This is a genomic window from Mycobacterium sp. NPDC050551, from assembly GCF_040674075.1.
Lineage (GTDB): Bacteria > Actinomycetota > Actinomycetes > Mycobacteriales > Mycobacteriaceae > Mycobacterium.
This window is the reverse complement of the sequence record NZ_JBFARC010000001.1, coordinates 714426-727526: the sequence shown is the minus strand read 5'-3', so window position 1 is coordinate 727526 and position 13101 is coordinate 714426. Positions and strand designations below refer to the sequence as shown.

Sequence of the window (13101 nt, the reverse complement as noted above, 5' to 3'; positions counted from 1 at the left end):
GCGGTTCCAGGTCTCCCTGTCTGTCGGGGGGCCCGTACCTGCGGACCCGCGCTTGCCGTGTGGCCGACTGTGTTCAAAAAACCAGTCGGCTACTCAACCTGGTCGTCTCCCGGGGCACCCCACCGCGGTTGGAGGGTTGCCGGCCAGCAAGCCGGGGCTTGACGCTGGCGCTCATGACCGATCAGCAGCTTAACGCACGCCGCGCCGCGGCTGCCACCATGGCTGGGGGCAGGCGGCGCGAACGCGCGAGAAGCAGAACGAACTAGCCGGTGGCGCGCTGCCTGCCGACGTGGCCGTCGACGAAGCCGAGAATGACCTCGGCGATGCGATCGGGCGCCTCGAACATCGGGATGTGCCCGACGCCGTCGAGGTGGGTCACCTCGGTGCTCTCGGGCAGGTGGTCGGTGAAGTGGCGGGTGAACCGGGGATGCGGCAGCACCCGATCCTTCTCGCAGATCACCAGGTGGGTGGGGGTCTTGCCCTCGGCGATCTCCAGCAGGCCCGGCAGCGTCAGCGACTTGACCAGCAGCTGGTAGTACGCCGGGCAGTGCGCGACGTCGTCGATGATCTCGGCGAGGTCCTCGTCGGACAGGCCGTCAGGCGTCCCGCTCACCGGTAGGTGGGTCAGATAGCGGGTGACCGGCAGTTTCAGCACGTGCTGACCCAGCACCAGCGTGGCCACCCACAGCGGCAGGCCGGCCAGGAACTTTCCGACGATCTCGAACTTCGCCGGGGTGAAGTGCCGCCACCCGCCGGCCGGCGCGATGCCGGTGAGCGTGCGGGCGCGGCCGCGTCGCTCCAGCTCGAACGCCACCCAGCCGCCCAGCGAATTGCCGACGACGTGCGCGGTGCCCCAGCCCAGTGCGTCCATCCTGCGCTCGACGTCGTCCGCCAGCGAGGCGCTGTCCAGGAAGAACGGCCCGCGCGGCACGCCGTTGTGGCCGAGCATCGTGGGCGCGAACACCTCGTAGCGGCCGGTGTCGGCGATCCGCGGGGCAACGCCCTTCCACACGTTCTGCGACATCATGAACGGGTGCAGCAGCAGCATCGGCTCGCCGGTGCCCAGGTGGATCGGTGCGCGTTCGGTCATGCTGCCGACACTAAAGGTGATACCGCGGGTACCGCAATATCGTCCGTTAGGGTCTGGCGCCGTGACCCGGCTGATCGTGAGCACCGTCAACGTCAACGGCATCCGTGCCGCGGTCCGGCAGCGCACGCCCGAGAACCTGGGCCTGCTCGCGTGGCTCGCCGGCTCCGCCGCCGATGTGGTCTGCCTTCAGGAGACCCGCGCCGACGACGACCAGATGGCCGGCGCGCTGGCCCCCGCCCTGGCCGACGGCTGGCAGATGGCCGCGGCGAGCCCGCACATCAAGGGCCGCAGCGGCGTCGCGGTGCTGTCCCGCCACCCGGTCACCGCGGTGCGGCGGATGGATTCCGACGAGTTCGGTGAGCACGGCCGCTACGTCGAGGTGAGTACTGCCGGGGTGACCGTGGCCAGCGTCTACGTACAGACCGGCGAGGCGGGCACCGAACGGCAGCTGGAGAAGGAGCGGTTCATGGCCGCGCTCGCGCAGCGGATGGCCGCGCTGGACGCTGACGGCCGGGAGGCGGTGGTGTGCGGGGACTGGAACATCGCCCACACCGAGAACGACATCAAGAACTGGCGCGGCAACGTGAAGAAGTCCGGATTCCTGCCCGGCGAGCGGCAATGGCTGTCCGACCTGCTCGATTCCGGCTGGGTGGATGTGGTGCGCGTGCTGCACCCCGATGTGCCCGGTCCCTACTCGTGGTGGTCCTGGCGGGGGCGGGCGTTCGACAACGACGCCGGGTGGCGGATCGACTACCAGCTGGCCACCGGCCCGCTGGCGGCCAGGGCGCGGTCGGCCCGGGTCGAGCGGGCCGACGCCTACGCGCTGCGGTGGTCCGACCACGCGCCGGTCACCGTCGAGTACAGCTGACGGCGGCGAAATGCCGTTGGCCCGCCATGAAAAGATCGGGTCATCATGAACTCTCCTGTCGAGATGCCGCCCCGGCAGCCCCGCGTGGTCTTCTCGGGCGTGCAGCCCACCTCGGACTCCCTTCACCTGGGTAACGCGCTGGGTGCGGTGAAGCACTGGGTCGGCATGCAGGACGACTTCGACGCGTTCTTCTGCGTGGTCGACCTGCACGCGATCACGGTCCCGCAGGACCCCGAGACGTTGCGGCGGCGCACGCTGGTGACCGCTGCGCAGTACCTGGCGCTGGGCATCGACCCGGCGCGCAGCACCATCTTCGTGCAGAGCCACGTGCCTGCGCACACCGAATTGGCCTGGGTGCTCGGGTGTTTCACCGGGTTCGGACAGGCGTCGCGGATGACGCAATTCAAGGACAAATCGCAGAAGCAGGGCTCCGACGCCACCACGGTCGGCCTGTTCACCTATCCGGTGCTGATGGCCGCCGACGTGCTGCTCTACGACACCGACCTGGTGCCGGTGGGGGAGGACCAGCGCCAGCACCTCGAGCTCGCACGCGATGTGGCGCAGCGGTTCAACGCACAGTTCTCCGACACCTTCGTTGTCCCGGACGTGTTGATCGCCAAGACCACCGCCAAGATCTACGACCTGCAGGAGCCGACGGCGAAGATGAGCAAGTCGGCGTCCACCACCGCCGGACTGATCAGCTTGCTGGACGACCCGAAGGTGACGGCCAAGCGGATCCGGTCGGCGGTCACCGACAGCGAGCGTGAGATCCGGTTCGACCGCGAGGCCAAGGCCGGGGTGTCCAATCTGCTGACCATCCAGTCGGCGGTCACGGGTACCGACATCGACGAACTCGTCGAGCAGTACCAGGGGCGCGGCTACGGCGACCTGAAGAAGGACACCGCCGAGGCGGTGGTCGAGTACGTCACCCCCATCCGGGACCGGGTCGACGAATTGCTCGGTGACACGACCGAACTCGAGGCGGTGCTCGCCGCCGGTGCCGAGCGGGCCAGGGAAGTGTCTGCGGCGACGCTCGAGCGGGTATACGACCGTCTGGGTTTCCTCAAGCGACCGCGCTGAGGCGCACACGGGAGGCTGGCATGACCGACGAGGCCAAGCCCGGCATTCTCGACCGGCTGCGCGCGCGCTACGGCTGGTTCGACCACGTGATGCGGGCGCAGGACCGGTATCAGGAGTCGAAGGGCAACTTCTTCGCCGCGGGCATCACCTACTTCACGGTCTTCGCGCTGTTCCCGCTGCTGATGCTCGGCTTCTCCATCGCCGGATTCGTGCTGTCCCGTCAGCCAGACGTGCTCGCCGGCATCCAGGACCGGATCAGGCAGACGGTGTCCGGCAGTCTCGGTCAGCAACTGGTCGAGCTGATGAACACGGCGATCGAGTCGCGCACCTCCTTGGGCATCATCGGCCTGGCCACCGCCGCGTGGGCCGGTATCGGGTGGATGGCCAACCTGCGCGAGGCACTGAGCGCGATGTGGCAACAGCGCGGCGAGCAGGGCAACTTCATCGGCACCAAGGTGTCGGACCTGCTCGCGTTGCTCTCGGCCTTCGTGGCCATCGTGGTCACCGTGGCGTTGACCGCACTGGGCGATCGGAGACTGATCGCGCGGGTGCTCGCCTGGCTCGGTATCGAGGGCATCCCCGGGCTGGGCGTCGGGCTGCGTGTGGTGTCGATGTTCGTGGCGCTCGGCATCTCGTGGTTGTTGTTCACCTGGATGATCGCCAGGCTGCCCAGGGAGAAGGTCACGTTCCGCAGCAGCGTCCGCGCGGGCCTGCTCGCGGCGATCGCCTTCGAGGTCTTCAAGCAGGTCGCGTCGCTCTACCTCAAGTCCGTCCTGACCGGGCCCGCGGGCGCGACGTTCGGTCCGGTGCTCGGGCTGATGGTGTTCGCCTACATCACCGCGCGGCTGATCCTGTTCTCCACCGCATGGGCTGCCACGTCGACCGACAACCTCGCCATCGCGCCGGTGAGCCCGCCCGACCCGGCCCAGATCACCACCCGGGTGCAGATCCGCGAAGGCGTCGGAGTCACCGGTGCGCTCGCCGCCGCGGCGGTGGGAGCCCTTGGTGCGGCGGGGCTTTCACGCCTGCGCCGGCGTCAGTGACCGCCGCTTCGGATCGGTGGTGTCACCACCCGTGTCGCTGACAACGCCATGGTCTCGCGCGACGAATCTGCGCGCGCCCGTCGTGAACGCGCCGATGGGCGGCGCGGCCGGCGGGAGGCTGGCCGCCGCGGTGTCCCGCGCGGGCGGACTCGGCATGGTCGGTATGGGCAGTTCTGCCACACCGGAGGAGTTGAGCGCGGAACTGCGCGAGGTGGCAGATCTCGGCCTGCCGTTCGGCATCGGCCTGGTGCACTGGGTGATCGGCGCGCAGCCACGGCTCTTCGAGGTGGCGCTGGCCGCCCGTCCCGCCGTGCTGTCGGTCAGCTTCGGTGACGACTGGGCGTGGGTGGCGGCCGCGCACGCGGCCGGTGTGCGGGTCGCGACCCAGGTGGGCACCGTCGACGGGGCGCTGCGCGCGGTCGACGCAGGCGTCGACGTGCTGGTGGCCCGGGGCGCCGAGGGCGGAGGCCACGGCGAACCCCGGGTGGGGACGCTGCCGCTGCTGACCGAAGTACTCGACCGGGTCGACGTGCCGGTACTGGCCGCGGGCGGCATCGCGTCGGCACGGGGACTGGCCGCGGTGCTGGCGGCAGGGGCGTCAGGGGCGTGGCTCGGCACGGTGTTCGCGACGTGCGCCGAGGCGTTGACGCCGCCGCAGGCGCGCGCCGCGCTGCTCGCCGCCGCAGGCGACGCGACCGTGGTCACCGACGAGTTCGACCGGGCACACGGATATGCCTGGCCGTCGACGATCCCGGAGCGGGTCCTGCGCGGCGCCGACGGCAGGCCCGTCCCCGTCAACGCCGGACAGGGGGTGGGCATGGTGACGGCCGCGCCCGGCGCCGCCACGCTGATCGAGCAACTGTGCTCGGGCGCAGAGGCGCTGCTGCGCACCTGGTCGGACTAGAGACGGGTCGGTGTCAGGAGCGGCCGGCGGTCCGGACGAGTTCGGGAGCGCTGTGCCGCAACACATTCCCGGTGCGCGCGCGTCGTGCGGAGGTGTCGCCGTCGGCGATGCCGAGGACGCGCATGCCCGCGTCGGCCACGTGCAGGGGCAGTTGCTCACGCTGCGCGCCCGCGGGCATCGACCACACGTTGACCAGTGACTCCACCAGTCGGAACGGTAGGTCGGCGGCCGCCTCGTCGACACCGGTCTGCTCGATGACGGACCGGCTCAAAGCGAGATAGTGCAGGCGCAGCCGCTCCCGGTCCGACCAGAAGGACTCGACCCGGGCGTCGCGCAGCTCGGGCAGCAGGTACAGCGCGCCCAGGTTCCACCGGTTGGCGAGGAGTTTCTCACCATCGAACGTCGCCAGGACGTGGAGCTGCTCCGTTGTGCTCAAGCCGGGTTCGAGATCGCGGAGGGTGGCGATGAACGACAGTGTCGGACCGACGGTCTGGTCCAGCAGCGCGCACAGGATCTCGTCCTTGGTCTTGAAGTAGTGATACAGCGACGCCTGCCGGATGCCGACGGATTCCGCGATCGACCGGGTGGAGGTGCCCGTGTAGCCGAGGGTGGTGAACAACTCGCCTGCCGCGTCGAGGATCTCGTCGCGGGGCGTGGTGCCGGGGCGCCGTTGGTCGCGGTGGCGGGGTCGTCCCCGGGCGAGCGGCATGACCCCATCGTGGACCATGGCGGCCGGATGTGCACCACGTCACCGCGCCGACATCACCGCCGGCCGTCGTCCAGTGCGGGTCCGAGCAGGTAGAGAAACGGTCGGTGACTGGCCCGGCCGTCGCGGCGGAACGGCATGCTGTCCTTCGCGGCCGCATACCATTCGTCGCGGCTGATCCGACCCAGGTCGAGGCTCCGTCCGCAGCGCCGGGCCACGATCTGCAGCAGGGCGGCGCCGGTTCGTCCGTTGCCCTCACGGAACGGGTGAATCTGGTTGTAGTCGGCGTAGATTCGGGCCATTTCGTAGGCCACCCGCGAGGCGTCGGCGCCGTCGCAGGCCGCCGATACCTCACGCGCCGCGTCATGCACGGTGTCCATGCGCCCCGCGATCGAGGACCGCCACGCGAAGTGTTGTTCGCCGCGCCGCAGTTCCGTGGTGCGGTACTCGCCGGCCCAGGAGTAGACGTCCCGGAACAGGTACCGGTGTATCACCCGCATGTCGAGGTCGTCGACGTGTGGGCGGTCGGGTGCCGGGCGCAACCACAGGACCATCCGGCCCGCGGTGGCCACGAACTCCAGGTCGTCGAGCGTCTCGGCCGAGGTGACGCCGAACTCGTTGCGCAACACCGTGGTTCCGGGGATGAAGTAGGGCACCGCGCGCCGCAGGCGGAATCTGCGGACGTCGGGCTGCGGCGGCGGGTACCGGTCGCGGAACCGCGCGAGGTAGTCGGTGAACGACACGTCCCCGCGGGCCAGCGCGTGCAGCGCCGCGACGTGCTCGTCGACCGGTTGCCACCCTTCCAGGCGGTGGGCCGCAATCGTCGCAGCGACGTCGGGTGCCGGTGGTGGGGTGGACATGCGGATCTGCGACCGGTCAGCGAAACGCCGACGTCGATGCGAGATAGGTCAGCTTCCGGCTGACCCCGCCCACCTCGCGCGCGACGCTGCGCAACGCGGCCCGTTCCTGCGGGGCCAGTTCGGACAGCGACACCACGTCCCCGACGGCGCGGCCTGCGACGAAACCGGCTGCCCGCGTGCGCCAGCGGAACCCCAGCAGCCACTCGAAACAGTCCTTCAGCGTGGCCGCGTCGCCGGATTCGAGCACGCCGGCCGACGCCGCGTCGTCCAGCCGGAGCTGTGTCGACAACGCGCCGGAACCCACCGAGAGGGCAGCCCACCGGGCGATCTTCACGACCGGGTCGATCACCGCCATCTTGACGTCCACGCTGTCGGCGTTCCTGGCGAACACCCGCAGCCGCGACGGGACGGCGGCGCGCACGGCCGTGGCGTCCTGCAGCATCGCCTGACGCACCGGGTAGCTGCCCTCGGCGGCCGCCACGACCTGCGCCCGCAGTGCGTCGCCCGGCAGTGGCGCCGAACCGGGCAGCCCGGTGGAATCCGCCATCAGGCCGGTCATCACCACACCGCGGTCGCGGTGGGGTTCCGCCGACCAGTGTTCGATCCCGGCGGACCAACTGGCGGCGCGACGACAGAAGCGGGGCCTACTGGCCATCACCCCGTTCGCGTCGCCGTGGATGCCGCAGCGCTCGAGCAACGCATGCACGTCGGCGGCGCGTGCCAGCGCAGCGGCCTTGTCGTCGTCGCCGACCGAATCGTCGAGCGCGACCATCGTCTCGACGTCCGAGTACGGCACCGCCTCGCCACGGGCCGCGCTGCCGGAGGCGAACCAGGTCCATGTCGACGGCCCGGCTGTCAGCCGGAGGGCGCCTGCCGCGCCGTGCAGCAGAACCGCGGACCATGCAGCGGCCAGCTCGGGCACCCGCACGCGCCGCTCGGCAGCGATGACCTGCAGTGCGCGCTCGATGGCGTCGCGCAGTTCCGCCTCGCCGGCGGCCGCACCGATCCGGCTGAGCGCGCGCTCGACGTCATGCCCGTCCGAGAACACCGATGCCATGCCGACGATTGTCACCCTGCGGCCACCTGGTCACACAGCCGTGACATTCACGAAACGCCTGGAAAACGAACCTGACCTAATTTCTGTCGCATGACAGATAGTCGGCGGCACCCGGGTGGCGCGTCATGACTGCCACCTCCGATCCCTCGATCTCCTCGAAGGAGGACGCGTCGACGCTGGAGGAGCTGGGCTACACGCAGGAACTCCACCGGGGCATCGGCGGTTACGCCGCGTTCGCGTCCGGCTTCTCCTTCGTCTCGATCCTGACCACGGTGTTCGCCTTCTTCCCGCTCGGCTTCGCCCTCGGCGGACCGGCGTTCTTCTTCACCTGGCCGATCGTGTTCCTCTGCCAGTTCTGCGTCTGCCTGATCTTCGCCGAGCTCTCCGGCAAGTTCCCCGTCGCCGGCGCGATCTACCAGTGGTCGCGACGGCTGGCCGGTGATGCCGTCGGCTGGTTCGCCGGATGGTTCATGCTGGTCGGCTACATCGTGTCGATCGCCGCGCTGGCCATCGCGATGCAGACCGTGCTGCCCCCGATCTGGAGCGGATTCCAGGTGGTGGGCTCGGACATGGACCCGCTGTCGGTCGACGGCGCGACGAACGGAATCCTGCTCGGGGCCGTCACCATCGTGCTGTGCACCATCATCAGCGCCGCCGGTGTGCGGTTCATGGCACGCATCACCGTCACCGGGGTGACGCTGGAGATCATCGGTGTGGTGCTGATCGTCGGCGCGATGTTCCTGACCGCCGAACGCAACCCGGTACAGGCCGTTGCGGACACCGGGGGCCACGGCAGCGGCGTGAGCTATCTGCCCGCCTTCTTGGCGTCGATGCTGATGGCCGCCTATGTGATGTACGGCTTCGACAGTGCCGCCGAGCTCTCCGAGGAGACCCGCGATCCGCGCCGCACGGCGCCGAAGGCGATCGTCAACGCATTGCTGGTGTCGTTCCTCGGCGGCGGTCTGATGATCCTCGCCGCACTGATGTCGGCTCCCACGCTCGGTGACGACCTGGCCGGCGGCGGCATGGCCTGGGTGATCGAGAGTCAGCTCGACACCTGGCTCGGCAAGACCCTGCTGGCCCTGGTCGCGGTGGCCATCTTCTCCGCCACGCTGGCCATCCAGGCCTCGGCGTCGCGGGTGATGTTCTCGATGGCCCGCGACAACCGGCTGCCGTTCGGCAAATTCCTGGCCAAGGTCAACAAGCGGACCGGCACCCCGGTGATCACCGGGATCGCGGTCAGCACCCTGGCGATCCTGGTGCTGCTGGTGAACCTCGGCCAATCCAGTGTCTTCGCCGCGATCGCCTCGGTGTCGGTGGTGATCGTCTACCTGGCCTATCTGATGGTGACCGTGCCGGCCTTGATCCACCGCCTTCGCGGGACCAGCCTGTCCTACGGCAAGCCGATCATGGACCTCGGCAGGTGGGGTATCCCGGTGAACCTGATCGCGGTCGTGATGGGCGCCCTGCTGGTGGTGAACATCGGCTGGCCACGCCAGGAGGTCTACAACCCGGCGGGCGACTCGCTGTTCCTGCAATACTTCGCGCTGATCTTCGTCGTGCTGACCCTCGTGGTCGGGTACGCGGCCTACCGCGTCGTCAAGGACCGTGAGGGCGCACCCACCCCCGTCGACGCGCTGGTCGGGGAGAAGAAGTAGGCGCACCGCCCGTCTCGCCATCGCTGCCGTACATCGGTTCGCGCGCAACACATTCCGCGGAGGTCCCCGATCCCGGGGCCGAAAGGCGGTAGCGTGAGCGCTCTCGACGAATCGCCGTCTGCCTATCGACGACCCGGCTGAACTGTCGATGGGAAACCTCGTGAGAAGGAGTCCACACCGTGGCTGAGCAGGACGACCCCGAAGCGCACACCCACGAGACGGGCGGACCCGCTCACCGGCACCGGAACGGCGGCGCGCCGCACACCCATTCGCACAGCGACGGATTCGCCGCGAGCCAGGGCCGCTGGGCCCAGGAAGCCGAAGCGCGCATCTCTTTGTTCCGGCACGACGAGGAGATCCAGCGCGGCCTCGCGTTCGGTCTGCAGGGTTCGCCGACCCTGGTGGACCGGAGCATCCCGACCTTCTCTCGCGGTGAACTGCCGCACTTCGCGGGGGAGCGTGGCACGTTCCTGAACTGCCCCTATCTCGAGGACGTCAACGACGTCAGCGACGCCGAGGTCGCGATCTTCGGCGCACCCCTGGACTCCGGCGCCACCTACCGGCCGGGCGCCCGATTCGGCCCGCAGGGTATTCGCCGCTCGACCAACCTGTTCGGCACGTACTGCTACGAACTCGGCATCGATCTGCGCGAGCAGCTCAACATGGTCGACATCGGCGACGTGTTCACCATTCCGGGCAACCTGGAGAAGTCGTTCGACCAGATCAGCCAGGCGATCTCGCACGTCTACAGCCGCGGGGTGTTCCCCGTGGTGCTGGGCGGAGACCACTCGATCGGTTACCCCACCATCCGCGGGATCGCGCCGCACGTCGACGGCAACATCGGCATCATCCACTTCGACCGCCACGTCGACACCCAGGAGACCGATCTCGACGAGCGCATGCACACCACGCCGTGGTTCCACGCGACGAACATCAAGAACGCGCCGGCGACCAATCTCGTGCAGGTGGGCATCGGCGGGTGGCAGGCGCCGCGAGCCGGGGTGAAGGTCGGCCGCGAACGCGGCACCACCGTCATCTCGATCGGTGACATCGAGCGGGTCGGGCTGGAGAAGGTCGTCGAGCTCGCACTCGAGACGGCGTGGAAGGGCGCCAAGGCGGTGTACCTGTCCTTCGACATCGACGTCATCGACGCCGGTTTCGTACCGGGCACCGGCTGGCCGGAACCGGGTGGTCTGCTGCCGCGGGAAGCGATCAATCTGATCAGGATGATCTCCGCCGAGGGGCTCGCCGGCCTGGAGGTGGTGGAGTGCGCACCGCCCTACGACTGGGCCGAACAGACCGCGCTGATCAGCTCGCGGATCGTGCTCGACAGCCTCGCGATGCTGGTGGCCGAGGGCAAGCTCGGCAAGCGGGCGGCCAAGAAGGACCGGCACGCCTGGGGCCCGCAGACCGATCTCTGAGCCCTATTGCGCCACGCGGCGATTCAGCGAGCGGGCGGCCATGATCAGGCCGAACACGATGATCGCCCCGACCACCCCGACGCCCACCCGCACGGGCATCGCGTCGGCCGGCGGCAGCACCGCGGCGGCCTGCGCTGCCGCGGCGGCGTCCGCCTTGACCTCCTGAGCCTGCGGGGTCTGCAGCGAAGGATCGGGCTCGACGAGGGTGCCCACCTTGGTGCCCTCGGGCACGGAGAATCCGTAGTCCAGCAGGTGCGCGGCCTGTTGCCAGGGCGCGATCGGCTGGCGGGTGCCACGCATCAGCACGGCGACCAGCCTGCGGCCGTCCCGCTCGGCGGCGCCGACGAACGTCTGGCCCGCGTCGTCGGTGAAGCCGGTCTTGCCGCCCATCGCGCCCGGGTAGTTGACCAGCAGCTGGTTGTCGTTGACCACCTCGTAGGGGGTGCCGTCGCGGCCCGGGAACTGAAAGCTGCGGGTGGCGACGATGTCGGTGAACGTCGGGTTCTGCCAGGCGTAGCGGTAGAACAATCCGAGGTCGTAGGCCGACGTACTCATCCCCGGTGCGTCCAGACCGGACGGTGTGGCCACCCGGGTGTCGCGGCCGCCGAGCTGGTCGGCGAGCACGTTGATCTTGCGCAGCGCCGTGTCCCAGCCGCCGAGCTGGCGGGCCAGCGCGTACGCGGCGTCGTTGCCGGAGTGCATGAGCAGGCCGTGCAGCAGGTCGTTGATCGTGTACACGCCGCCCTCGCCGACCCCCACCCGGGTGCCCTCGGCCGCGGCGTCGTCGGCGGTGCCCGGCACGGTCTTGTTGAGGTTGAGCTGGTCGATGGCGGCCATCGCGGTCAGCACCTTGATGACGCTGGCGGGCCGGTGTCTGCCGTGCGGGTCCTTCGCGGCGATGACGTCGCCGCTGTCGAGGTCGGCGACCACCCACGCTTCGGCCGAGATGTCGTTCGGCAGCGGCGGAGTGCCGTTCGCGGTGATGACGCCACAGCCCGACAGCCCGTCTCCGCCCGGAGTCTTGTCCGGTACCGCAAGCGGGGCGGGCGGCGCCTGACCGGGCTTGGGCTCTTCGGACGCGTCGATGGCGGGCGGGGTGGTCGCCCGGTACGGACACGTGATGGGCGCCGCGTCCGGTTGGGCGCCGGCGGCGGGCGCGCCGAGCAGTGCGGGCGCCGCGGCCACCGCCGCGACGGCCAGCAGCCCTGCGGCGCGGGTGCAGAGGATGCGTGACTTTGCCATCGTCTGCGCAGATTAGGCGACCAACTACCGCATTGCGCGGAGCCACGCTGTGACGGAAGTGATTGAAGTGACTCAGCCGGTGTTGAGTTTGCTTCCAGATCGCGATCGCAGACCGATTCGCGATCTCACGACAATCTCAACGACTTCGGCGCCGTCAGAGCGACAACTGGTCGAGCGGGACGTGCGCGACGGCGGCCGACCCGATGCAGCCCAGCCAGAGCCGGTCACCGGCCTCGACCAGACCCGTCACCATGCCGAAGCCGGGATGGCCGGTACGCAGCCCGGCGACGGGTCTGCCGTCGTCCGGATCGAACGCCACCGCCCACACCTCGGGCTCGAGCTGGGGAGCGAACCGCTCGGGCAGCCGCCAGAGGAGTCGGCGCAGGATCGGCGGGCGGGGTGCCAGCCACTCGGCGGTGGTGTTGAGCGGAGAGACCATCGCGCACCAGATGCGGCCGTCGGCACCGGTGGACAGATTGTCGGGGTGCCCGGGCAGTCCCGTCACCAATGGCGTCACCTGACCCGCCTGCGGACCGGTGAGCCAGTACTTGGACAGCCGGCGGGCCAGCGTCTCGGCGAACACCAGCGCCGATCCGTCAGCGGTCGGGGTGACACCGTTGGTGAAGTACAACCCGTCGAGCACGGTGCTGACCGTCCCGTCGGTGGACCGCCGGAACAGTCCGCCGCGCCCACGCGCCTCGAGCACCGCGCCCTTGAAGTGCTGATAGGTGAACGCACTGGTCGACTCGGTGAAATAGATTGTGCCGCCTACTGTTTCAGTAACATTCGAGCAGAACTGCAGGTGCCGGCCGTCGATGTGCTCGACCAGCGGCTGCAGCACTCCGCTGCGGGGGTCGAGCGTGAGGAGGCCGCGCGGGCTGTCGCAGATGAGCAGTCTGCCGTCGCGCGCGATCGCGAGCCCGAGCGGCCGGCCACCGGTGTCGGCGACCACGTCGGCCCGGCCGTCGGGATCGATCCGCAGGATCCGGCCGTCGTCCACCCCGGTCCACACCGCGCCGTCGGCGTCGACGACCACGTCCTCGGGGGCGTGGCCGGGTACCGGGACGACGGTCACTGCGGGAGCGGGCAATTCGGGCAGCGGTGTCACCGGCGGCGGCTGCCACCGCACCGGGTCGATCGGCGGCTTCCGTTCCGGCGACACCCGCCTACCT

Annotated in this window: 12 protein-coding genes and 1 riboswitch; of the genes, 6 read left to right on the top strand and 6 right to left on the bottom strand. The window is 69.7% G+C overall.

The window, feature by feature from the left end; translation table 11 throughout:
* Positions 1–43 precede the first annotated feature (43 nt).
* Positions 44–179: riboswitch (SAM riboswitch) on the bottom strand.
* 83 nt (positions 180–262) lie between these two features.
* Entirely contained in the window at positions 263–1090 is an 828-nt protein-coding gene (locus AB0K11_RS03465) for an alpha/beta hydrolase (RefSeq protein WP_364972198.1), read from the bottom strand.
* Positions 1091–1160: 70 nt separating this feature from the next.
* On the opposite strand from AB0K11_RS03465, the gene AB0K11_RS03460 reads away from it, so the two are divergent.
* The 4 genes from AB0K11_RS03460 to AB0K11_RS03445 all read left to right on the top strand — a co-directional run bounded on the left by AB0K11_RS03460 (position 1161) and on the right by AB0K11_RS03445 (position 4985).
* Positions 1161–1958, top strand: a complete 798-nt coding sequence (locus AB0K11_RS03460) for an exodeoxyribonuclease III (RefSeq protein WP_364973687.1) — start codon at positions 1161–1163, stop codon at positions 1956–1958.
* A gap of 63 nt (positions 1959–2021) precedes the next feature.
* The gene (gene trpS, locus AB0K11_RS03455; protein ID WP_364973684.1) at positions 2022–3038 is read left to right on the top strand and encodes a tryptophan--tRNA ligase; all 1017 of its coding nucleotides are present in this window, start codon (positions 2022–2024) and stop codon (positions 3036–3038) included.
* Between the two features lie 20 nt (positions 3039–3058).
* Entirely contained in the window at positions 3059–4081 is a 1023-nt protein-coding gene (gene yhjD, locus AB0K11_RS03450) for an inner membrane protein YhjD (protein ID WP_364972195.1), read from the top strand.
* A 19-nt stretch (positions 4082–4100) separates the two neighbouring features.
* A complete protein-coding gene (locus AB0K11_RS03445; RefSeq protein ID WP_364973682.1) occupies positions 4101–4985 on the top strand; it encodes a nitronate monooxygenase in 885 nt (294 codons plus the stop codon).
* Positions 4986–4998: 13 nt separating this feature from the next.
* Here AB0K11_RS03445 and AB0K11_RS03440 read toward each other — a convergent pair whose 3' ends face one another.
* The 3 genes from AB0K11_RS03440 to AB0K11_RS03430 are packed head-to-tail and all read right to left on the bottom strand — an operon-like array spanning position 4999 to position 7608.
* The gene (locus AB0K11_RS03440) at positions 4999–5694 is read right to left on the bottom strand and encodes a TetR/AcrR family transcriptional regulator (RefSeq protein WP_364972192.1); all 696 of its coding nucleotides are present in this window, start codon (positions 5692–5694) and stop codon (positions 4999–5001) included.
* A gap of 53 nt (positions 5695–5747) precedes the next feature.
* Complete coding sequence (locus tag AB0K11_RS03435; protein WP_364972190.1) at positions 5748–6551, bottom strand: Fic family protein; 804 nt, start codon at positions 6549–6551, stop codon at positions 5748–5750.
* A 16-nt stretch (positions 6552–6567) separates the two neighbouring features.
* Complete coding sequence (locus AB0K11_RS03430; protein ID WP_364972187.1) at positions 6568–7608, bottom strand: putative nucleotidyltransferase substrate binding domain-containing protein; 1041 nt, start codon at positions 7606–7608, stop codon at positions 6568–6570.
* Between the two features lie 125 nt (positions 7609–7733).
* Between AB0K11_RS03430 and AB0K11_RS03425 the strand changes: the two genes are divergently transcribed.
* Together AB0K11_RS03425 and AB0K11_RS03420 are read left to right on the top strand one after the other, a co-directional pair.
* The gene (locus AB0K11_RS03425) at positions 7734–9266 is read left to right on the top strand and encodes an amino acid permease (RefSeq protein WP_364972185.1); all 1533 of its coding nucleotides are present in this window, start codon (positions 7734–7736) and stop codon (positions 9264–9266) included.
* 179 nt (positions 9267–9445) lie between these two features.
* Positions 9446–10687: an agmatinase family protein gene (locus AB0K11_RS03420; protein ID WP_364972182.1), complete on the top strand. Its 1242-nt coding sequence runs from the start codon at positions 9446–9448 to the stop codon at positions 10685–10687.
* 3 nt (positions 10688–10690) lie between these two features.
* On the opposite strand, the gene AB0K11_RS03415 is transcribed toward AB0K11_RS03420, so the two are convergent.
* Together AB0K11_RS03415 and AB0K11_RS03410 are read right to left on the bottom strand one after the other, a co-directional pair.
* Positions 10691–11929: a D-alanyl-D-alanine carboxypeptidase family protein gene (locus AB0K11_RS03415; protein WP_364972180.1), complete on the bottom strand. Its 1239-nt coding sequence runs from the start codon at positions 11927–11929 to the stop codon at positions 10691–10693.
* Positions 11930–12083: 154 nt separating this feature from the next.
* Complete coding sequence (locus AB0K11_RS03410) at positions 12084–13091, bottom strand: SMP-30/gluconolactonase/LRE family protein (RefSeq protein ID WP_364972177.1); 1008 nt, start codon at positions 13089–13091, stop codon at positions 12084–12086.
* Positions 13092–13101 lie beyond the last annotated feature (10 nt).

What these genes read in the sequence shown, in the direction of transcription:
- AB0K11_RS03465 (WP_364972198.1), bottom strand. Translation starts at nt 1,090, where the DNA reads ATGACCGAACGCGCACCGATCCACCTGGGCACCGGCGAGCCGATGCTG.
- trpS (WP_364973684.1), top strand. Translation starts at nt 2,022, where the DNA reads ATGCCGCCCCGGCAGCCCCGCGTGGTCTTCTCGGGCGTGCAGCCCACC.
- yhjD (WP_364972195.1), top strand. Translation starts at nt 3,059, where the DNA reads ATGACCGACGAGGCCAAGCCCGGCATTCTCGACCGGCTGCGCGCGCGC.
- AB0K11_RS03440 (WP_364972192.1), bottom strand. Translation starts at nt 5,694, where the DNA reads ATGCCGCTCGCCCGGGGACGACCCCGCCACCGCGACCAACGGCGCCCC.
- AB0K11_RS03435 (WP_364972190.1), bottom strand. Translation starts at nt 6,551, where the DNA reads ATGTCCACCCCACCACCGGCACCCGACGTCGCTGCGACGATTGCGGCC.
- AB0K11_RS03430 (WP_364972187.1), bottom strand. Translation starts at nt 7,608, where the DNA reads ATGGCATCGGTGTTCTCGGACGGGCATGACGTCGAGCGCGCGCTCAGC.
- AB0K11_RS03425 (WP_364972185.1), top strand. Translation starts at nt 7,734, where the DNA reads ATGACTGCCACCTCCGATCCCTCGATCTCCTCGAAGGAGGACGCGTCG.
- AB0K11_RS03415 (WP_364972180.1), bottom strand. Translation starts at nt 11,929, where the DNA reads ATGGCAAAGTCACGCATCCTCTGCACCCGCGCCGCAGGGCTGCTGGCC.